General features: G+C 71.7%; 20 protein-coding genes. 6 read left to right on the top strand and 14 right to left on the bottom strand.

The features are described 5' to 3' along the window. Positions 1-57: 57 nt before the first annotated feature. Positions 58-951 (top strand): deoxyribonuclease IV, encoded by an 894-nt coding sequence (locus OHS81_RS27330; RefSeq protein WP_328387421.1) that lies wholly within the window; start codon positions 58-60, stop codon positions 949-951. Positions 952-972: 21 nt separating this feature from the next. Here the strand turns inward: OHS81_RS27330 and OHS81_RS27325 are convergent, their stop codons facing one another. Beyond that, positions 973-1,596, bottom strand: coding sequence for a sulfite oxidase-like oxidoreductase (locus tag OHS81_RS27325; protein ID WP_328387419.1), 624 nt, complete (start codon positions 1,594-1,596; stop codon positions 973-975). 154 nt (positions 1,597-1,750) lie between these two features. Here OHS81_RS27325 and bfr point away from each other — a divergent pair, with 154 nt between their 5' ends. Further along, entirely contained in the window at positions 1,751-2,227 is a 477-nt protein-coding gene (bfr, locus tag OHS81_RS27320) for a bacterioferritin (RefSeq protein ID WP_311626815.1), read from the top strand. A gap of 70 nt (positions 2,228-2,297) precedes the next feature. On the opposite strand, the gene OHS81_RS27315 is transcribed toward bfr, so the two are convergent. Continuing rightward, complete coding sequence (locus OHS81_RS27315; RefSeq protein WP_328387410.1) at positions 2,298-2,552, bottom strand: (2Fe-2S)-binding protein; 255 nt, start codon at positions 2,550-2,552, stop codon at positions 2,298-2,300. A 174-nt stretch (positions 2,553-2,726) separates the two neighbouring features. Beyond that, entirely contained in the window at positions 2,727-4,076 is a 1,350-nt protein-coding gene (locus tag OHS81_RS27310; protein ID WP_328387408.1) for a class II 3-deoxy-7-phosphoheptulonate synthase, read from the bottom strand. 252 nt (positions 4,077-4,328) lie between these two features. Between OHS81_RS27310 and OHS81_RS27305 the strand changes: the two genes are divergently transcribed. After that, entirely contained in the window at positions 4,329-6,338 is a 2,010-nt protein-coding gene (locus tag OHS81_RS27305; protein ID WP_328387406.1) for a chorismate-binding protein, read from the top strand. On the opposite strand, the gene OHS81_RS27300 is transcribed toward OHS81_RS27305, so the two are convergent. From OHS81_RS27300 to OHS81_RS27280, 5 genes are all read right to left on the bottom strand, one after another. Then, positions 6,304-7,320: a 2-hydroxyacid dehydrogenase gene (locus tag OHS81_RS27300; protein WP_328387404.1), complete on the bottom strand. Its 1,017-nt coding sequence runs from the start codon at positions 7,318-7,320 to the stop codon at positions 6,304-6,306. The genes OHS81_RS27305 and OHS81_RS27300 overlap by 35 nt on opposite strands. A gap of 234 nt (positions 7,321-7,554) precedes the next feature. Continuing rightward, positions 7,555-8,583 (bottom strand): 6-phosphofructokinase, encoded by a 1,029-nt coding sequence (locus OHS81_RS27295; RefSeq protein WP_328387402.1) that lies wholly within the window; start codon positions 8,581-8,583, stop codon positions 7,555-7,557. Between the two features lie 245 nt (positions 8,584-8,828). After that, positions 8,829-9,473 carry a response regulator transcription factor gene (locus OHS81_RS27290; RefSeq protein WP_328391451.1) on the bottom strand — a complete coding sequence of 215 codons (645 nt, stop codon included), beginning with the start codon at positions 9,471-9,473 and terminating at the stop codon, positions 8,829-8,831. Between the two features lie 20 nt (positions 9,474-9,493). After that, the gene (gene macS / locus OHS81_RS27285) at positions 9,494-10,771 is read right to left on the bottom strand and encodes a MacS family sensor histidine kinase (RefSeq protein WP_443058872.1); all 1,278 of its coding nucleotides are present in this window, start codon (positions 10,769-10,771) and stop codon (positions 9,494-9,496) included. A 104-nt stretch (positions 10,772-10,875) separates the two neighbouring features. Continuing rightward, positions 10,876-11,622 (bottom strand): lysophospholipid acyltransferase family protein, encoded by a 747-nt coding sequence (locus tag OHS81_RS27280; protein WP_088797274.1) that lies wholly within the window; start codon positions 11,620-11,622, stop codon positions 10,876-10,878. A gap of 162 nt (positions 11,623-11,784) precedes the next feature. Here OHS81_RS27280 and OHS81_RS27275 point away from each other — a divergent pair, with 162 nt between their 5' ends. Both OHS81_RS27275 and OHS81_RS27270 read left to right on the top strand, forming a co-directional pair. Beyond that, a complete protein-coding gene (locus OHS81_RS27275; RefSeq protein ID WP_328387398.1) occupies positions 11,785-12,582 on the top strand; it encodes an alpha/beta hydrolase in 798 nt (265 codons plus the stop codon). Beyond that, positions 12,569-13,222, top strand: a complete 654-nt coding sequence (locus tag OHS81_RS27270) for a hypothetical protein (protein ID WP_328387396.1) — start codon at positions 12,569-12,571, stop codon at positions 13,220-13,222. The genes OHS81_RS27275 and OHS81_RS27270 overlap by 14 nt, the downstream gene beginning before the upstream one ends. A gap of 1 nt (position 13,223) precedes the next feature. Here OHS81_RS27270 and OHS81_RS27265 read toward each other — a convergent pair whose 3' ends face one another. The 6 genes from OHS81_RS27265 to OHS81_RS27240 all read right to left on the bottom strand — a co-directional run bounded on the left by OHS81_RS27265 (position 13,224) and on the right by OHS81_RS27240 (position 18,523). Further along, positions 13,224-13,988, bottom strand: a complete 765-nt coding sequence (locus tag OHS81_RS27265) for an endonuclease/exonuclease/phosphatase family protein (protein WP_328391448.1) — start codon at positions 13,986-13,988, stop codon at positions 13,224-13,226. 120 nt (positions 13,989-14,108) lie between these two features. Continuing rightward, positions 14,109-15,050: an ROK family glucokinase gene (locus OHS81_RS27260; RefSeq protein WP_328387394.1), complete on the bottom strand. Its 942-nt coding sequence runs from the start codon at positions 15,048-15,050 to the stop codon at positions 14,109-14,111. Between the two features lie 122 nt (positions 15,051-15,172). Next, complete coding sequence (locus OHS81_RS27255; RefSeq protein ID WP_328387391.1) at positions 15,173-15,649, bottom strand: DUF5304 domain-containing protein; 477 nt, start codon at positions 15,647-15,649, stop codon at positions 15,173-15,175. A gap of 105 nt (positions 15,650-15,754) precedes the next feature. Further along, positions 15,755-16,957 carry an ArsA family ATPase gene (locus tag OHS81_RS27250; protein ID WP_328387389.1) on the bottom strand — a complete coding sequence of 401 codons (1,203 nt, stop codon included), beginning with the start codon at positions 16,955-16,957 and terminating at the stop codon, positions 15,755-15,757. 2 nt (positions 16,958-16,959) lie between these two features. Beyond that, positions 16,960-17,463, bottom strand: a complete 504-nt coding sequence (locus tag OHS81_RS27245) for an SRPBCC family protein (protein ID WP_328387387.1) — start codon at positions 17,461-17,463, stop codon at positions 16,960-16,962. A 283-nt stretch (positions 17,464-17,746) separates the two neighbouring features. After that, positions 17,747-18,523, bottom strand: coding sequence for a metallophosphoesterase family protein (locus OHS81_RS27240; RefSeq protein ID WP_328387385.1), 777 nt, complete (start codon positions 18,521-18,523; stop codon positions 17,747-17,749). A gap of 275 nt (positions 18,524-18,798) precedes the next feature. On the opposite strand from OHS81_RS27240, the gene OHS81_RS27235 reads away from it, so the two are divergent. Beyond that, positions 18,799-20,595 carry an AMP-dependent synthetase/ligase gene (locus OHS81_RS27235; RefSeq protein ID WP_328387383.1) on the top strand — a complete coding sequence of 599 codons (1,797 nt, stop codon included), beginning with the start codon at positions 18,799-18,801 and terminating at the stop codon, positions 20,593-20,595. Positions 20,596-20,680: the final 85 nt, after the last annotated feature.

Here is a 20,680-nt window from a genome sequence, read left to right as displayed (position 1 = left end):
CGTCCGTGCCCCACGGCTGCCGTCCGGCGGGCGTGGGGCACCTGGCACCCTGGGAGGGTGAGTACCTTCCCCGAGGGCGACGCGCAGCGCGCCCGTGCACGCAACCCGGTCGGCGGCCATGTTCCGGTGGCCGGCGGCCTGGCCAAGACCGGCCTTCCCTACGCCCGGGAGATGGGCGACGAGGTCGTCCAGGTCTTTGTGGCCAATCCGCGCGGCTGGGCGACGCTGCCCGGCAGCCCCGGACAGGACGAGGCGTTCCGGGCGGCCTGCGCCGAGGAGGGGATTCCGGCGTATGTCCATGCGCCGTATCTGATCAACTTCGGTTCGCACACCGAGGCGACCGTCGACAAGTCCGTGGCCTCGCTGCGCCACTCGCTGCGCCGCGGCCGGGAGATCGGCGCGCTGGGCGTGGTCGTGCACACCGGTTCGGCGACCGGCGGGCGGCCGCGCGAGACGGCGATGGCGCAGGTCAGAGAGCGGATGCGGCCGTTGCTCGACGAGCTGACGCACCCGGACGACCCCTGGCTGCTGCTGGAGCCGACGGCCGGGCAGGGGGCGTCGCTGTGCGCGCTGGCCGAAGATCTCGGTCCGTACTTCGACGCGCTGGACCGGCACCCCAAGCTGGGGATCTGCCTCGACACCTGTCATGCGTTCGCGGCGGGGCACGACATGGCGGCGCCGGGCGGCACGAAGGCGCTGCTGGACGAGCTGGTGGAGGTCGCTGGCGAGGGCCGGCTGAAGCTGATCCACGCCAATGACTCCAAGGACGTTGTCGGTGCCCACAAGGACAGGCACGAGAACATCGGCGCAGGTCACATCGGTGCGGAGCCGTTCGGCGAGCTGTTCCGGCACCCGGCGACGGAGGGTGTGCCGCTGGTGGTCGAGACCCCGGGCGGCAAGGAGGGGCATGCGGCGGACGTGGCCCGGCTCAAGGAGCTGCGCGGGGCCTGAGCCCCGTCCGGGGCGCCGGGATCAGAGCTCGGGGCCGTCCCCGGGCTCTTCCTGGTACGAGTAGCGCTGCTCCCGCCAGGGGTCGCCCAGGTTGTGGTAGCCGCGTTCCTCCCAGAAGCCGCGGCGGTCGGCCCGCATGTACTCGATGCCGCGGACCCACTTGGGGCCTTTCCAGGCGTACAGGTGCGGAACGATCAGGCGGACCGGGAAGCCGTGCTCCGCGGTGAGGAGTTCACCCGAGCGGTGTGTGGCGAAGAGGCATTTCTCCGCGGCGAAATCCTCGATCGGTACATTCGAACTGAAGCCGTACTCGGCCCACACCATGACATGGGTGACATCGGGGGCCGGCGGCGCGAGTTCGAGGATCGTTCGGGTGCGCACTCCGCCCCATTCGGCTCCCAGCATGCTGAATTTCGTTACGCAGTGCATATCGGCAACGACCGTGGCGTACGGCAGTGCCGTGAATTCCTCGTGCGACCAGCAGTGTTTCGCGTCGTCGGCGGTGGCGCCGAATGCGCGGAACTCCCAGCGTTCGGCGCGGAACTTCGGCACCGGCCCGTAATGCGTCACCGGCCAGCCCCGCTGCAACCGCTGCCCCGGAGGCAGCTGAGGATGCTCCTCTTCGCGGCTTTCCGGCTGACCCATGCCCTCCATGGTGTCAGACCGGAAGGGGTGCCGATGACCAGGGAGGGAGGGATTCGGGCAACTCGCACTAAGCGTGCACTTACTGGACGCCCTGCTCCGGGCGGTGCGAGGATGCGGCACCTGCCCAGTTCTCGCGTGGAAGGAGCCCGCAGCCATGCAGGGCGACCCCGAGGTCATCGAATTCCTCAATGAGCAGCTGACCGCCGAGCTCACCGCGATCAACCAGTACTTCCTGCACGCCAAGATGCAGGAGAACTTCGGCTGGACGAAGCTCGCGAAGTACACCCGCTCAGAGTCCTTCGACGAGATGAAGCACGCAGAGATTCTGACGGACCGGATTCTCTTCCTGGAAGCTCTGCCGAATTACCAGCGGCTGTTCCACGTACGGGTGGGCCAGACCGTCACGGAGATGTTCCAGGCCGATCGGCAGATCGAGGTCGAGGCCATCGACCGCCTCAAGCGCGGTATCGAGCTCATGCGCAACAAGGGCGACATCACCTCGGCGAATATCTTCGAGGACATCCTCGCGGACGAGGAGCACCACATCGACTATCTCGACACCCAGCTGGAGCTGGTGGAGAAGCTCGGAGAAGCGCTCTACATCGCCCAGGTCATCGAGCAGCCGAGCTGAGCGAGCGGCCGGATGCCCACCCTGCGCCTTCCACGGAGCCGCCGCGGGAGATCCCCGTCGGTCCTCCGGGCTACGCGGCCTCCGAAAGCGCCGCGGGCCCCACGGCGTCCGCCTCCGCGCCCAGCGGCTCGGGCACACCGCTGTCGATGAGCTCCCGGCGGGGACAGGCGCCCCGGCCGAGCAGGGACTGGATGCGCTTGACGCAGCCGCCGCAGTCGGTGCCGGCCTTGCAGGCGGAGGCGATCTGCCGGGGCGTGCAGGCGCCCGTGTCCGCGTGTTCACGGACCTGCTGCTCGGTGATCCCGAAGCAGGAGCAGACGTACACGCGGCTTCACCTTCCGTGGAGTCACCTCATCCCTCCGGCTGATCTTGGGTGAGGTAACCCTTACCTTACCTGCCCCGGCGGGGGCGGCACAACGCAGTGGGGCGCGGATCACAGGATCCGCGCCCCACTTTCGTTGTGCCCCTGACCGTCAGCGCAGGTCAGCGGCCGACCGGCTCACTGGTCGCGGTACATCTCCGCCACCAGGAAGGCCAGGTCGAGCGACTGGCTGCGGTTGAGCCGCGGGTCGCAGGCGGTCTCGTAGCGCTGGTGGAGGTCGTCGACGAAGATCTCGTCGCCGCCGCCCACGCACTCGGTGACGTCGTCACCGGTCAGCTCGACGTGGATGCCGCCCGGGTGCGTGCCGAGGCTCTTGTGGACCTCGAAGAAGCCCTTGACCTCGTCCAGCACATCGTCGAAGCGCCGGGTCTTGTGACCGGAGGCCGCCTCGAAGGTGTTGCCGTGCATCGGGTCGCAGATCCAGGCGACCTGCGCGCCGGAGGCGGTGACCTTCTCGACCAGCTCGGGGAGCTTGTCGCGGACCTTGTCCGCTCCCATGCGGGTGATGAAGGTCAGCCGGCCCGGCTCCCGCTCCGGGTCGAGCCGCTCGATGAGCGTCAGCGCGTCCTCGGGAGTGGTCGTCGGGCCCAGCTTGACGCCGAGGGGGTTGCGGATGCGCGAGGCGAACTCGATGTGCGCACCGTCGAGCTGACGGGTGCGCTCGCCGATCCAGACCATGTGGCCGGAGACGTCGTAGAGGTTGCCGGTGCGCGAGTCGACACGGGTCAGCGACGACTCGTAGTCCAGGACCAGCGCCTCATGGGAGGCGAAGAACTCGACGGTGCGGAACTCCTCCGGGTCCACCCCGCAGGCGTTCATGAAGTTCATCGCGCGGTCGATCTCGCGGGCCAGCGCCTCGTAGCGCTGTCCGGAGGGCGAGGACTTCACGAAGTCCTGGTTCCAGGCGTGCACCTGCCGCAGGTCGGCGTAGCCGCCCGTGGTGAAGGCGCGCACCAGGTTCAGGGTCGCCGCGGAGGCGTGGTACATCCGCTTCAGCCGCTCGGGGTCCGGGATCCGGGCCGCCTCGGTGAACTCGAAGCCGTTGACGGAGTCGCCGCGGTAGGTCGGCAGCGTCACCCCGTCGCGGGTCTCGGTGGGCTTGGAGCGCGGCTTGCTGTACTGGCCGGCGATCCGGCCGACCTTGACCACCGGGACGGACCCGGCGTAGGTCAGGACGGCGCCCATCTGGAGGAGCGTCTTGAGCTTGTTACGGATGTGCTCGGCGGATACGGCGTCGAAGGCCTCCGCGCAGTCGCCGCCCTGAAGCAGGAACGCCTCACCACGGGCGACCGCTCCCAGGCGCTCGCGCAGCTGGTCGCACTCGCCCGCGAAGACGAGCGGCGGATAGGACTCGAGCTCCGCGATCACATCGCGCAGAGCCTTTTGGTCCGGCCAGTCAGGCTGCTGCGCCGCGGGCAGGTCTCGCCAGGTGTGTCCACCGGCGTGGGTTTCAGCGTTCACGGTCACACTGCCCACATTACGGGGTCCCGCGAGGCTGTCCGTTCCGGTATCCGGACTTTGAGACGCACTGCACTCGGACGGTCCGGTAGGGTTCCCCCCATGTGCACGCGACCGGCGATCAACAGCAACTGGTGGTGGACCGCTCATCCGGCGGCCCACTGATTCGCGCGCACACCACACACTTCGCGAAGGCCGCCCGAGGGGCGGCCTTCAGCCTTTTGCGGCGGCCGTTCCTCCTCTCCCGGAAGGAACCCCGTCATGCACCGCGAGCCACCCGCCGCCCGCCCGGACGCCGCCGCACTCGTCCGGCGGCTGCTCGACCCCGCCTGCCCGCCGTTCGCCCTGCTCCACCGCCGCACGCCCGGGCGGGAGGCGGCCTCCCCCACCGTCGAGGTGCTGATCGGTGAGGTCGACGAGGTCGGGCGGCTGGCCGACATCCCGCTGGGCGAGGGGGTGCCGCACGCGCCGGTGACCGACGCACTCGCGCTGATCCCGTTCCGGCAGATCCGCGAGCGCGGCTTCCGAGCCCATGACGACGGCACACCGCTGGCCGTGCTACGCCCCCGCGAGAGCGCGGAGCTGCCGCTCGACGAGGTGCTGGCGGCGCTGCCCGTGCAGGAGGTACGGGTGACGGACGGGGCGTTCGATGTGGACGACGACGCCTACGCCGAGATCGTCGGGCGGGTGGTACTGGACGAGATCGGCACCGGCGAGGGCGCGAACTTCGTCATCCGCAGGACGTTCGAGGGCACGGTCGAGGACTTCTCGTCGGCCGGCGCGCTGGCGCTGTTCCGGCGGCTGCTGGCCGGTGAGCGCGGCGCGTACTGGACGTATGTGGTGCACCGCCCCGGGGTGCACACCCTGGTGGGCGCCAGCCCCGAGGTGCACGTCCGGATGACCGGGGCCAGGAGCGGGCCGGATGAGCCCCCGTCCGGGGACGGCGGACGGGCGGCCGGGACGGTCGTGATGAATCCGATCAGCGGCACCTACCGCTACCCGGAGGGCGGCCCCACCGCCGAGAGCCTGCTGGCGTTCCTCGACGACCGCAAGGAGGCCGAGGAGCTGTCCATGGTGGTGGACGAGGAACTGAAGATGATGTGCACCGTCGGCGACAGGGGCGGGGTGGTGATCGGGCCCCGGCTCAAGGAGATGGCGCACCTCGCGCACACCGAGTACGAACTGCGCGGCCGCTCCACCCTCGATGTGCGCGAGGTGCTGAAGGAGACGATGTTCGCGGCGACCGTCACCGGGTCGCCGGTGCAGAACGCCTGCCGGGTGATCGAACGGTACGAGCCGGCGGACGCCGGCGGGCGGGGCCGCGGCTACTACGCGGGGGCGCTGGCACTGATCGGCCGGGACGCGGGCGGCGCGCAGACGCTGGACTCGCCGATCCTGATCCGTACCGCCGACATCTCCGCGGACGGCCGACTGCGGGTACCGGTCGGCGCCACCCTCGTCCGCGCCTCCGACCCGCGCAGCGAGGTCGCTGAGACGCACGCCAAGGCCGCGGGGGTGCTGAGCGCGCTGGGGGTACGGCCGGCGCCCGCGCGGACGGCGGGCGCCGGCCGCGGGCAGCGACTGACCGACGACCCCCGGGTGCAGGCCGCGCTGGACGCCCGCCGCGCCGGCCTCGCGCCCTTCTGGCTGCGGATGCAGACCACCGCACCGATCGCCGCGCTGAGCGGGCACGCGCTGGTCATCGACGCGGAGGACACCTTCACCGCGATGCTGGCGCATCTGCTGCGCACCTCGGGGCTGGACGTCACCGTGCGCCGCTTCGACGAGCCGGGGCTGCGCGAGGCCGCCCGCGCGCACCGGGGCCCGGTCGTGCTGGGCCCGGGGCCGGGCAACCCCTCGGACGCCACCGACCCCAAGATGCGCTTTCTGCGGTCGCTCACCGCCGAGCTGGTCGCCGGGCACCGTGACGGTCTGCTGGGGGTCTGCCTGGGGCATGAACTGCTCGCCGCCGAGCTGGGGTTGGAGATCGTCCGCAAGGAGGTGCCCTGCCAGGGCGCGCAGGAGCGGATCGACTTCTTCGGCCGCCCGGAGACCGTCGGCTTCTACAACACCTTCACGGCCCGCTGCGACGACACCACGGCGGCCGAACTCGCCATGCACCGGGTGGAGTTGAGCCGGGACGCGGACAGCGGTGAGGTGCATGCCCTGCGCGGCCCGGGCTTCGCCGGTGTGCAGTTCCACCCGGAGTCGGTGCTGACCCTGGACGGCGCCTCGGTCACCGCGCAGCTGCTGGCAGCTGTCCTCGTGTGACCAGCATGTTCTCGTTGGTGCGGTGGGCCAGGTGGTCCTCGACGTTGGCCACGGTGGCCGCGACGATCTGGCCGACCGCGTCCTCGGTGAAGTACGCCTGGTGCGAGGTGACCAGCACATTCCCGAAGGTCATCAGGCGGGCGAGGCTGTCGTCGTCGATGATGTCCAGGGACTTGTCGAAGAAGAAGAAGGTGGCCTCCTCCTCGTAGACGTCCAGGCCGACACCGGTGAGCCGGCCGGCCTTGAGCGTGTCGACAAGGGCCTCGGTGTCGATGAGCCCGCCGCGGCTGGAGTTGACCAGGATCGCGTCGTCCTTCATCGCGGCCAGCGCCGCGGCGTCGACGATCCGCCGGGTCCCGTCCACCAGCGGGAGATGGAGGGTGATCAGGTCCGCCTCGGCCAGCAGCCGTTCCCGGGGGACGTACCGCATGCCCAGCGCGGTGCAGTGCGGATTCTCGACGAGGTCCCAGCCCAGCAGGTTCATCCCGAAGCCGTGGGCGATCCGGGTGAACGCCTCGCCGATCTTGCCGGTGCCGAGCACCCCCGCCGTCCGCCCGCGCAGATCGCGGCCCATCAGGCCGTCCAGCCGGAAATCGAAGTTACGGGTGCGGGTGGTGGCCCGGACGATCCGCCGGTTGACGGCCAGCGCCAGCGCCCAGGCGAATTCGGCGACCGCGTAGGGGGAGTAGCAGGAGACCCGGCCGATGCTCATCCCGAGGTCGGCCGCGGCCTCCAGGTCGATGTTGTGGAAGCCCGTGGAGCGCTGGGCGATCAGCTTCGTCCCGCCGGCCGCGAGGGTCTGCAGGACGTCCGCGCCCAGGTCACCGTTGACGCTGGAGCTGACGATCTCGTAGCCGCGGGCGATGGGCGCGGTGTCGCGGTTGAGGAAGACCTCCAGGCTGCGGACCTGATGGCGGCCGGCGAAGGCCTTCTCCAGGTACGGCCGCTCATCGGCCTGCACCCCGAAGGCGACGATCTCCACGAGCTCTCCCGGTTCTCCCGCCGGTGGTGCGCCCCGCCCAGGGGCGAGGGGCCGGATATATCGCGTATGCCGCATGCAGCACATAGGGCGAATACGGCGAATATACGACCCCTCGCCTGCGGGTGCCGCCCGGAGACCGGGACGGCGGCGGGAGGCTCCGGGTCACGGCGCCGGGTCACGAGTGACGGTCACGAGGTGCGGGCGCCCGGGTCACGGACACCCGCGACGGCCGGCTCAGCCGAAGAACACACCGACCTCGGCGTAGCGCGCCGGATCGACGGTCTTCAGCCGTGCGGTCGCCTCCGCGATCGGCACCCGGACGATGTCCGTGCCGCGCAGCGCGACCATCTTCCCGAAGTCGCCGTCGCGGACCGCGTCGATGGCGTGCAGCCCGAAGCGGGTGGCCAGCCAGCGGTCGAAGGCGCTGGGCGTACCGCCGCGCTGGGTGTGCCCGAGGACCGTCGTCCGCGCCTCCTTGCCGGTCCGCGCCTCGATCTCCTTGGCCAGCCACTCCCCCACCCCGGACAGCCGGACATGCCCGAAGGAGTCGGTGGAGTCGTCCTTGAGCACCATCTGGCCGTCCTTGGGCATCGCGCCCTCGGCGACGACCACGATCGGGGCGTAGCGGACCTTGAAGCGGGAGTCGATCCACCGGCAGACCTGCTCGATGTCGAAGCGCTGTTCCGGGATGAGGATGACGTTCGCGCCGCCGGCGAGGCCGGAGTGCAGCGCGATCCAGCCGGCGTGCCGGCCCATCACCTCGACGACCAGCACCCGCATATGGGACTCGGCGGTGGTGTGCAGCCGGTCGATGGCCTCGGTGGCGACGCCGACGGCGGTGTCGAAGCCGAAGGTGTAGTCCGTGGCGGACAGGTCGTTGTCGATGGTCTTGGGGACGCCGACGCAGGGGACGGCGTGTTCGCCACAGAGCCGGGCGGCGACGCCGAGGGTGTCCTCGCCGCCGATCGCGATCAGCGCTTCGACCTCCTGCTTGGCGAGCGTTTCCTTGATCCGGCGGACACCGTCCTTCTCCTTGAAGGGGTTGGTCCGCGAGGAGCCGAGGATGGTGCCGCCGCGGGGCAGGATGCCGCGCACCGCCGGGATGTCCAGCGGGACCGTGTCGCCTTCCAACGGCCCGCGCCAGCCGTCCCGGAAGCCGACGAACTCGTATCCGTACTCCTGGGTGCCCTTGCGGACGACACCCCTGATCACTGCGTTCAGACCCGGGCAGTCGCCGCCGCCGGTCAGTACTCCGACCCGCATCGCTGCTTCACCTACCTCCCGACAGTGGCCGCGCACGGCCGTGTGTGAGCCGACGCCGGTCACGCTAATGGTGATCTGGGTCACTCCGGGATGGGGCAAACGGCGATGTCCGTGATTTACCGGGGAGTTGGCAGGGGGCGTTCACCCGTACGGGCGGCTTCCTCCGGGTGGCGGCCGGGGCGGACGGCGAGCGCCCCGGTCACGCCTCGTCGAGGCCGCGGCTTCCCCCGCGTCGAGGCCGCGCTTCACCCCTCGTCGAGGCCGCGCTCTATCGCATAGCGCACCAGCTCCACGCGGTTGTGCAACTGGAGCTTGCCGAGGGTGTTCTGGACGTGGTTCTGCACCGTGCGGTGCGAGATCACCAGCCGCTCGGCGATCTGCTTGTACGAGAGTCCCTTGGCGACCAGGCGCAGCACCTCGGTCTCCCGGTCCGTCAACTGGGGTGCGCCCACCTCGTCGGGCGCCGCCGGGGCCGGTTCGGTCGCCAGCCTGCGGTACTCGCCGAGTACCAGACCGGCCAGGCCCGGGGTGAACACCGCATCACCGGCGGCCGTGCGCCGCACCGCGTCCAGCAGCTCGTCGGTGCTCGCCGACTTCAGCAGATAGCCGGTCGCCCCGGACTTGACCGCCTCCAGGACATCGGCGTGCTCCCCGCTCGCGGAGAGCACCAGCACCCGCAGCGCCGGATTGGCACCGACCAGTTCCTGGCACACCCGGACACCGGGCAGCCCCGGCAGATTGAGGTCCAGGACCAGCACATCGGGCCCCGCGGCCTGCGCCCTGCGCACCGCCTGGAGGCCGTCACCGGCCGTCGCGACCACCTCGCACCCGGCCTCCGCCAGATCCCGCGCGACCGCGTCCCGCCACATCGGGTGGTCGTCGACCACCATGACCTTCAGCCCCTGCTCTCTCACGCTCCGCCCTTCCCCCGTTTTCCGCCCTCGGGCGCACCGCCCTTGGGGACCGTCAACTCCACTTCCGTGCCCTGGCCGGGGACCGAGATCCACTCCGCGCTGCCGCCCAGGTCCCGCAGCCGGCCGCGGATCGACAGCGCCACCCCCAGACGGCCCTCGCGCTCGGCGTCCGCGAGCCGGCCCTCGGGGATGCCGGGGCCGTCGTCGCGGACCGTCACGATCACCGCGTGCGGTTCGTCCTCCACCAGGATCCATGCGTGGGCCTTCGCCCCCGCATGCACCCGTACATTGTCCAACGCGGCACTGACAGCGGCCGCGAGCTCGGCCGCCGCGGCGGGCGGCAGCGCGACCGGGGCACCGGGTTCGGAGAAAGTGACACCGGCGCCCGCGTACGGCGCGAGCAGCGCCCGCACGTCGCACGGTCCGTCACCGGGCGGCGCCGGCACGGCCACGGCGGACGCCGCGGCCCGCTCCCCCGCGCCCCCGTCGGCCTGGTGCGGCACCCTCGCCCGGAGCGCGGGCGGCGACACCAGCCCGCCGGCGACCAGGGTCCGCAGCGCGACCTCCTGCTCACCGGCCATCCGCCCGAGTTCGCTCGCCTCGCCGCCGATCTCGGCACCGCGCCGCTGCACCATCGCCAGCACCTGCAGCACGCTGTCGTGGATGTCGCGGGCCAGCCGCTCCCGCTCCCGGGTGGCGGCCTCGATCTGCAGGGCGCGGGCGAGGGTGCGCTCGCTGGAGCGGGCCACCTCGACGACATAGCCGAGGCCGACGCTGGCCACCCACACCAGCACCACGTTGTGGATGGTGTCGCGGGCCAGCTCCTGGCGCTCGACGAGATTGGCCACCGCCACGACGGTGGAGGCCACCGCCGCCCAGCGCCAGCCGCCCTTGATCGCGAAGCCCAGGACCGCGCCCGCCGTCCAGATGGACGGCAGCGTCGGCCCGCCGTCCATGATGCGGGCGTGGGTGTCGACCACCAGCGTGAGCAGGATGCCGCCGATCGCGAAGCCGAGGTCGGCGACGAGGAAGTGCCGGGTGCAGCGCTCCGCCGAGGTGGTGCGCTGCCAGGTCAGCGCCGTCCAGACGGTCAGCGCGCCCATATAGGCGGCGGCGCCCAGCGGGTGGGCGTACTGCCGGTAGGAGAGCGCGACCAGGCAGAGGGTGTAGACGAGGGTGAGGATCCGGTAGCCGGTGAGCGCGCGCCACAGCGGGAGCTCGACGGACATCCGCAGCACCTTCGGAGGGCGTTTGCCGTGGCGCCTGGCGGCCATGGCGGTGCTCGTCGTGCCGGTGCCGGTGCCGGTATCCGTGTCCGTATACGTCATTGCCGTCCCCCTCGCCGGGCGTGGTCACGCCCGGTCTCGGCCCTGCCCGTCTATTCGGCGGCCGCCTTCTTGGCCCGCTCCGCCTCGGCCTTCTTCTGTGCCTCGGCCTGTGCCGCCTCGGCCTTCGCCGCGTCAGCGATCTGCCGCTTGGCCGCGGTCGCGTAGATGTCGACGTACTCCTGGCCGGAGAGCTTCATGATCTCGTACATGACCTCGTCGGTGACCGACCGCAGGATGAAGCGGTCGCCCTCCATGCCCTGATAGCGGGTGAAGTCCAGCGGCTTGCCGATGCGGATGCCCGGCCGGATCATCTTCGGCACGATCTTGCCGGGGGGCTGCACCTTCTCGGTGTCGATCATCGCCACGGGGATGACCGGTGCTCCGGTGGCGAGCGCCACCCGGGCCAGACCGCCCGGCTTCCCGCGGTAGAGCCGGCCGTCCGGTGAGCGGGTGCCCTCCGGGTAGATGCCGAACAGCTCACCGCGCTCCAGCACCTCGATACCGCTCTTGATCGCCGCCTCGCCCGCGCCCCGGCCGCCCGAGCGGTCCACCGGCAGCTGGCCCACGCCCTTGAAGAACGCGGCGGTCAGCTTGCCCTTGACCCCCGGGGAGGTGAAGTACTCGGACTTCGCGATGAAGGTGACCTTGCGGTCGAGCACCGCGGGCAGGAAGAACGAGTCCGAGAAGGACAGGTGGTTGCTCGCGAGGATCGCCGGGCCCTCGGCGGGGATGTTCTCGATGCCTTCCACCCAGGGCCTGAAGGCAAGCTTCAGCGACCCGCCGATGGAAAACTTCATTGCGCCGTAGATCAACCGACTGCCTCCTGTGTGTGACGCAAAGACCTTAACCTGCCCCGGTGGCCCCCTCGCGCCGCGGCTGCCGCCGGACCTATCCGCCCGCCGTCACTTTGCGTACCCTGAGGTAACTCGCCAGCCCCCCTCATCGATCGGAGTCCCCCGGTGCCGCTCCTTCCCGGAGCCGAGCCGTTCCGCCGTGACGGCGGAGAGGTCGGCGTCCTTGTGTGCCACGGCTTCACCGGCTCCCCCCAGTCCGTACGCCCCTGGGCCGAATACCTGGCCGACCAGGGGCTCACGGTCAGTCTGCCGCTGCTGCCCGGTCACGGCACCCGCTGGCAGGATCTGCAGATCACGACCTGGCAGGACTGGTACGCCGAGGTCGACCGCGAGCTGCGGGCGCTGACCGAGCGCTGCACCTCGGTCTTCGTCTGCGGCCTGTCCATGGGCGGCGCGCTGGCGCTGCGGCTGGCCGCCAAGCACGGCGACGCCATCGGCGGGGTGGCCGTGGTCAACCCCGCCAACAAGGTGCACGACGCGGCCGGGCCGCTGCTGCCCGTGCTGCGCCATCTCGTCCGGACGACCAAGGGGCTGACGAGCGACATCGCCAAGCCCGGAGCGGTGGAGGTCGGCTACGACCGGGTGCCGCTGCACGCCGCGTATGCGGTGCGCCGCTTCTTCCAGCAGGTCGACTCCGAACTCCCCGGTGTCACCCAGCCGTTGCTGGTGATGACCAGCCCGCAGGACCATGTCGTCCCGCCGGTGGACTCCGAACGCATCCTGAGCCGGGTGTCCTCGACGGACGTCCGCCAGACGCTCCTGGAGCGCAGCTTCCACGTCGCCACCCTCGACCACGACGCGGAGCAGATCTTCCGGGAGACGTTCGCCTTCATCACCCGCCTCGCGCCGCACGCACGGGCGGATGCGGCTTCGGAGGGGACGGCGGCCAGTGGCGGAGCGTAGCCCCCGCGACCCGCGGGACCCACTGGACGAAGAGGCCGCCTGGGCCGAGATCGTGGCGGGCTACGGCGCCCAGCCGTCGTTCCCCCCGGGAGACGGCGACGACGGCACGGACGAACCGGCGGGGAACGGCGGCACGAACCCGGAGAGGACCGGGGAGAACCCCGCGGCGGACGCCGGGGAGAGCGCCGTGGAGGACACCGGGAAGCACTCCACGGCGGGCTCGGCGGGCTCCGGGAAGGACTCCCCTGAGTCCTCCGGGAAGGACGGGGCCGGGGACGGCAAGGACGACGCCCCCCGTCCGGGCAGCTTCGTCGTCTTCGCGCCGGGCGTCGGCCCCCGCAACTGGTCCCCCTCCGAGCCGTCCGACGACGACTTCGACGAGACCGACGAGGGCCACTTCACCCCGCCCGAGCCGCCCCCGCTTCCCCAGGCCGATGTCACCGCCAAGTTCGCCTGGCTCGCGGTGATCGGCGGTCCGCTGCTGCTGGTGGCCATGGTGCTGCTGCAGCAGCCGGTGACCTGGTGGATCACGGTCCTGGGCATCGGCGGCTTCCTCGGCGGGTTCGCCACCCTGGTGGCCCGGATGAAGAACGACGACGAGGACGACAACGATCTGCCGGGCAGCGGCGCGGTGGTGTGAGTCAGCGGTGGTGTGAGTCAGCCCCGGCCGGCACCCGCAGCGCGGCCAGCACCGGCAGATGGTCCGTCGCGGCGGTGAGGTCGCTCTCCCGTACCCCCGGCAGGCCGTGCGGCACACCGCAGCCGAGGACTTCCACGCCCGGCGTGGTGAAGATCGCGTCGATCCGCTGATGCGGGTCACGGGGCGTGGAGGTGAGCTCCCCGCCCCACGGCCGTGCCGCCCAGGCATCGGTGAGCGCCCCCGCCAGCCGCCCAAAGCTCCCGCCGTCCGGCCGCTCGTTGAGGTCGCCGCCGGCCACGGCGTACGGCACGCCGAGGGCCGCCAGCCGCTCCAGCAGCAGCCCGGCCTGCTCGTCACGCTCCCGGGCGGCGAGGCTGAGATGGCAGCTGAGCACGCCGAGCCGGGCACCGCCGATCCGCACCACGGCGGTGGCGAAACCGCGCTGGTGCAGGCCGGGGGTGCGGGGCAGCAGGACATCCTCCGTGCGCTCCACCTGGGCGCGCAGGGTGGACAGGATCATCGGTCCTGCGGCGGTGGCGCCGCCGGTGACGTACACCAGACCGGCCGCGCGGGCCAGCCGCTCGGCGGCCTTGCGCCAGCGGAAGAACCGCGGCGCCTCCTGGACCAGCACGAGATCGGGAGCGCAGGCCCGGATGACCCTGGCCAGTGCCGCCCGGTCGTCGCGCATCGAGCGGATGTTGTAGCTGAGCACCCGGATCACGGCCGTACCGTCGGGCTCGGTACGGGAATCGGGAAGCCGGAGCACGGCGGCGGGTCCTCTCACCGGGATCGTCACGCGGGCCAACATAGAGCACCGCCCGCCGCACCCCTGGGGGACGCGACGGGCGGTGCCGTACGGATGAGCAGGCGTGTGGGCCCCGGGCCCTCAGCCCTGGCGCGCCAGGTCGGCCGCGCCGACCAGACCGGCCTTGCCGCCGAGCTGGGCGGCGAGCACCTGGGCGTGCGGCCGCCACTGGTTGCCGACCAGCCAGCGGCGGAAGGACTTGCGGATCGGCTCCAGGACCAGTTCGCCCTCGTCCGAGACGCCGCCGCCGACGATGAAGGCGGACGGGTCGAAGAGCGAGGCGAGGTCGGCGAGGCCGGCGCCGGCCCAGCGGGCCAGCTCACGGAACGAGTCGATGGCGACCGGGTCGCCCTGGCGGGCGGCCTCGCTGACGTGCCGCCCCTGGATGCCCTCGGAGGTGCCGTCGCCCAGCGACAGCAGGATCTGGGCGTTCTCGGGGGTGGCGAACGCGCGCTGGCGGGCATAGCGCAGCAGGGCGCGGCCGGAGGCGTACTGCTCCCAGCAGCCCTGGTTGCCGCAGCCGCAGAGCAGGCCGTCGGGCACCACCCGGATGTGCCCGAATTCGGCGGCGACACCGAAGCGGCCGCGGCGCAGCTTGTTGCCGATGATGATGCCGCCGCCCAGGCCGGTGCCGAGCGTGATGCAGATGACGTCGCTGTGGCCCTGGCCGGCGCCGAACTTGTACTCGCCCCAGGCCGCGGCGTTGGCGTCGTTCTCGACGACCACGGGGAGGCCGACGCGCTGCTCGACCTTGTCCTTGAGCGGTTCGTGGCGCCAGTCGATGTTCGGTGCGAACAGGACCGTGGCGCGCTTCTCGTCGACATAGCCGGCGGCGCCGATGCCGACGGCCTCGACACGGTGGCCGGCCCCGACGGTCCGCACGGCGTCCGCGATGGCCTCGGTCAGCGCTTCGGTGGCATGCGGAGTCGGAACCTTGCACGTCTCAAGGATCGAGCCCTCTTCGTCGACCACGCCGGCCGCGATCTTCGTGCCGCCGATGTCGACGCCGATGGTGAGTCCCATGTGTCCCTCAGTTTTTCGCTCGAACCCCGCCAGGACCCACCGTACCGGAGGCGGGGGCGCCGGCCGTGCCCGTCAGACGGCGGGCCCGGGCGGCCGCCTCTTGGGTGCGAGGCCGTGGGGACTCAGTCGAGGTCGATCCGCTCGGTGCCGGTGGGGCCGTCGTCGTCACGCGGGTCGTCGCCGCGGCGGGCGGCGGGGCCCTCGTCGAGGTCGTCGCGGGTCCAGCGGCGTTCGCCGCTCTCGACGGCGGAGCGGTAGGCGGCGAGGAGTTCGGAGCCGGCCGCGGCGAGGTGGTCGAAGAGGTCGGGGTTGCGCTCGATGACCGGCTCGACGGCTGCCTTGGCCTGCTTGAACAGCTGGCTGACGGCGCCCTGCGCGGCGATGCCGCCGAGCGCGCCGGGCAGCTGGATGCCGGAGAGCTTGTCGGTCACCGCGTCGGCGAGCTTGCGCAGCTCCTCCGCCGCGCTGCCCGGCTGCGGGCCGTGGGCGGCGCGGTGCCGGGCCTTCTCGGCCGCAAGGTCCTCGGCGCAGGCCGTCTCCCAGGCGTCGGCATCGGGCTCGGCCCTGCGGTCGGCGGGGCGCTCGGTGGCATCACTCATGAGGAACTCCGTGACTCCTGCGGCGAGGCGGTACGGCGGAGGGGTGCAAGGCGGCACCCCGGGGCGGGGCCCACCCTCGACGGTACCCGAACGGTGGTAGCGCGTTCAGTCGCTCTTGGGCCACAGGTCCGGATCGGGGGTGAAGCGGATCTCCAGGGAGCCGTCGCGCAGTCCGGCGCCGGAGACGGTGCAGCGGCGCAGCGCGGAGGGGAGCGTACGGATCCGCCGGAAGCGGCCGACGCTGACCACGATCTCGTCGCCGCGGCGCACCAGGCCGAGGCCCTTGCGCTCGGCTCCGGGCAGCGGCACCCGCCAGACGAGGATGCCGTCGGTGGCCAACCGGTCCTCGACGGTCCAGGGGTCCGGGCGGGGCCCGTCGTCGGGTCCCGCCGCGCCGATCCCGGCGGCCGGCCCGTCGATCAACCCGTCCAGCTCGTCGACGCCCTGCGGGTCGCGGCCCAGGTGCGCCACCTCGTGGACCGGGATGTCGGGGAACTCCTCGCGCAGCGCCTTGAGGGCGGTCTGCTGACTGCCGGAGAGGGCGGCGAGGAACGGGTCGGCCGAGCCGGTGGGCAGCAGCCGGTTGACGATCACACCGTCGGTGCGCCGGCCGTGCAGCGCCAGGCCGGCGCGGAGGGTGCGCAGGTTGGCGGCGGCGACCGGTCCGGCGTCGGTGACCAGGCGTACGGACGTGCCGGGGTCGTCGATCGCCCGCTGGACGGCGGCGAGTTCACTCTCCCAGCGCCCGGCGGCCTCGTAGAGCTTCTGGGCCGGCATCGGGACACCGGCGAGCTGGGCGAGCACCGGACGCAGGGCGCGGGCCGCCTGGCGTTCGGGCGGCAGCAGGCGGCGCAGATAGCGGCGTACCTGGGCCGGCAGGGCGAGCAGCCGGATCGTTTCGGCGGCCGGGGGCATGTCGACGACGACCATGTCCCAGTCGCCCGAGGTGTGTTCGGTGCGCAGCGCGTGCAGCAGCGCGAAGTCCTCGGAGCCGGGGAGTTCGGTGAGTTCGTCCTCGTCGAGGGGGCCGGCGCCGAGCAGGTCGAGGACCGCGCCGGCCCGCTCCTGGAAGGCGAGGAATTCCTGGCGGAAGCGGTCGCCGGGGTCGATCCGCAGGGCGTGCAGGCCCGGCGCTATCGGGGTGGGGGCGTCGGCGCCGAGGGGGGTGCCCAGCACCGCTTCCGGGGCGCTGCTCCCGGTGGTGAGCAGGAGCGCCCGCGCGCCCCGGCGGGCGCCGGCCAGGGCGGTCGCGGCGGCGAGCGTGGTGCGGCCCGCGCCGCCGGAGCCCGTGACGAGGACGATGCGCACGCTCAGAGCTTCTTGGCCTCGTCGGCGGACCCGGCGGCGTGGTCGGCCCCGGCGGCGTGCTCGGCGGGACCGCTCTCGACGCGCTTCTTCAGCCCGGCCAGCGCACGGTCGATGATGACCTTCTCCGCCTTGCGCTTGATCATCCCGAGCATGGGGATCTTGACGTCGACGGTGAGCTGGTAGGTCACCTCGGTGCGCGCGCCGTTGCCCAGCGCGGCCAGGCGGTAGGAACCGTCGAGGGCGCGCAGCATCTGCGACTTGACCAGGGACCAGCTGACCTCACTCTCGCCGGTCCAGGTGTAGGCGAGGGTGTGGTCGTCCTTGATCGCTCCGGCGTCCAGCAGCAGGCGCACCTGCGCGGCGCGGCCGTGATCGTCCTTGTCCAGGACCTCCGCCTCCTTGACCTCGCCGGTCCATTCCGGATAGCGGTCAAAGTCGGCGATCACTCCCATCACTTCGGCGGGTGCCGCCTCGATCGTGATGCTCGAGCTGGTGTGTTCGGCCATCGCCGTGACTCCTCCATCATGCCGATTCATGCCGGTCCGCCGACCTTCCCCGAGCTCTCGGCTCCTCCCCCGCTCCCGGCTTCGCCTGAGCGGTGGCGCCCCCATGAGCCGGGGAGACCCCATTGCGCGGTGTCTGTGCTGCTACCGGCTCTGAGGCTACCGCGCGGGAACCTGCGGGCGGACACCAGCAGGCCCGGCACGACGGGGCGAGGTGCCGCCCGGCCGCCCGCCACCGGGTTCACGACCCGGGGCCGCCCGGGTTCACGCCCCGGGGCCGCCGGTCTCACCACTCCATGACATAGGGCGTCCCGGTCGCATTGAAATGGCCGACATTGATGCATTCCGTGGCCCCGACCCGGACCCGGCGGGCCAGCGGCTGGTGCACATGGCCGAAGAGGGCGTAGCGCGGCCGGGTGGTGCGGATGGCGTGCAGCAGGGCGGTGCTGCCGCGCTCGAAGCGGCGGGCGACGGTGTCGTAGCAGAGCTCGGGGACCTCGGGCGGGATGTGGCTGCACAGCACGTCCACCTCGCCGACCGCCTCGACCTTCGCGGCGAACTCCTCGTCGCTGATCTCGTACGGGGTGCGCATCGGCGTGCTCAGGCCGCCGCCGACGAAGCCGAAGACCCGGCCGCCGATCTCCACCCGCTGGCCGTCCAGGACGGTGACGCCGTCTCCCGCGTACTCGGGCCACAGGCGCGGGATGTCGACGTTGCCGTAGGTGGCGTACGTGGGGGTGGGGAAGGCCGCGAAGAGTTCGGCGTACTGCTTGCGGACCGCGCCCTCGATGACCGACTCCCGGCTCGCGCCCGTGGCGTCGAGCTCGCCCCACAGCCGGCGGCCCAGTGCGCGGGCCTCCTCGAAGCGGCGGGCGGTGCGCAGTTCGACCAGCGCGCTCGCGTTCTCGGCGCCGAAGAGGTCGGGGAAGATTCCGCGCGAATGGTCGGCGTAGTCGAGGAAGAGAACCAGGTCACCGAGGCAGAGCAGGGCATCGGCACCGGTTCCGGCCGCCGCGAGGTCCCGGCTGTTGCCGTGTACGTCACTGACCACATGCACACGCATGGCGTCACCCTAGATCGCGCGGGCGGGCGCGGGGAGGGGGGCCGGCGCCTCGGGTTACTTTCGGGTCACCGACCCGCTGGTCTAGTCTGCGCGGGAAAAGTACCCCATGGCGTGCCCCACCGCGTGTGACGCATCGAACATCTGGCCATCCCCCCTATCCCGAACGCAATACCCATGGGTAACGTCCGGGCAGTCCAATCCCCCTTGCACCACCATGGACCGCCGTCGGTGTACACACAGCGTCGTGGCGCCGGCGCTTTTGAGGAGCAGCAGTCTTGCGCGAGTTCAGCCTTCCGGCCCTGTACGAGGTCCCCGCGGACGGCAATCTGACGGATCTCATCCGCCGAAATGCCGCGCAGCACCCGGATGTTGCCGTCATGGGACGCAAGGTGAACGGCGGGTGGCAGGACGTCACCGCCGCCGCCTTCCTCGCGGAGGTCCGCGCCGCCGCCAAAGGTCTGATCGCTTCGGGCGTGCGGCCCGGTGACCGGGTCGGCCTGATGTCGCGCACGCGCTACGAGTGGACGCTGCTGGACTTCGCCATCTGGAGCGCGGGAGCCGTCACCGTCCCCGTGTACGAGACGAGTTCGGCCGAACAGATCCAGTGGATCCTCGGCGACTCCGGCGCGGTGGCCTGCCTGGTGGAGTCCCCCACCCACGAGGCGACCGTCGAATCGGTCCGCGACCGGCTGCCGGAGCTGGAGAACATCTGGCAGATCGAGCGGGACGCCATCGCGCGGCTGCGGGCCGCGGGTGCCGACGTCACGGACGAGGAGGTGGACGCGCGCAGCGCGCTCGCCGACGCGGACTCGCCGGCCACCATCGTCTACACCTCCGGCACCACCGGCCGCCCCAAGGGCTGTGTGCTCAGCCACCGCAGCTTCTTCGCCGAGTGCGGCAACATCGTCGAACGGCTGCGGCCGCTGTTCCGCACCGGCGACTCCTCGGTGCTGCTCTTCCTCCCCATCGCGCATGTCTTCGGCCGGCTGGTGCAGGTCGCCGCGGTGATGGCGCCCATCAAGCTGGGCCACGCCCCCGACATCAAGAACCTCACCGACGACCTCGCCTCCTTCCGGCCGAAGCTGGTCCTGGGCGTGCCCCGGGTCTTCGAGAAGGTCTACAACTCGGCGCGGGCCAAGGCGCAGGCCGACGGCAAGGGCAAGATCTTCGACAAGGCGGCGGACGTCGCGATCGCCTACAGCCGCGCGCTGGACACCCCCCAGGGCCCGGCGCTCGGACTGAAGCTGAAGTACAAGGTCTTCGACCGGGTGGTCTACGGCAAGCTGCGCGCCGTCCTCGGCGGCCGCGCCACCCACGCCATCTCCGGCGGCGCCCCGCTCGGTGAGCGCCTCGGCCACTTCTACCGCGGCATCGGCTTCACCGTCCTGGAGGGCTACGGCCTGACGGAGTCCTGTGCGGCCACCGCCTTCAACCCCTGGGACCGGCAGAAGATCGGCAGCGTCGGCCAGCCGCTGCCCGGTTCGGTCGTGCGGATCGCCGACGACGGCGAGGTGCTGCTGCACGGCGAGCACCTGTTCACCGAGTACTGGAACAACCCGTCGGCCACCAAGGAGGCGCTGTCCGACGGCTGGTTCCACACCGGCGACCTCGGCACCCTCGACGAGGACGGCTACCTCGCCATCACCGGCCGCAAGAAGGAAATTCTGGTCACCGCGGGCGGCAAGAACGTCGCCCCCGCCGTGATCGAGGACCGCATCCGGGCGCACGCCCTGATCGCCGAGTGCATGGTCGTCGGCGACGGCCGGCCGTTCATCGGCGCGCTGGTCACCCTCGACGAGGAGTTCCTGCCCCGCTGGGCCGAGGAGCACGGCCACCCCGCCGATGTGACGCCGTCTCAGATCGCCGGGGACCCGGAGCTGCTGGCCGCCGTCCAGCGCGCCGTCGACGACGGCAACGCGGCCGTCTCCAAGGCCGAGTCGGTGCGCAAGTTCCGTATCCTGCCGACCCAGTTCACCGAGGAGTCGGGCCATGTCACGCCGTCGCTGAAGCTCAAGCGGAACGTGGTGGCAAAGGACTTCGCGGAGGATATCGAGGCGCTTTACCGCGCGTAGGGGCCGGCCCTGCGGGGGCCGCACCGGTACACCGGAATCCGCCGTCGTGGCAGCGCCACGGCGGCGGATTGCCGTTGTGCGACGG

The organism is Streptomyces sp. NBC_00400 (assembly GCF_036048035.1).
Classification (GTDB): Bacteria; Actinomycetota; Actinomycetes; order Streptomycetales; family Streptomycetaceae; genus Streptomyces.
This window is presented reverse-complemented; position numbering and strand designations above follow the sequence as displayed.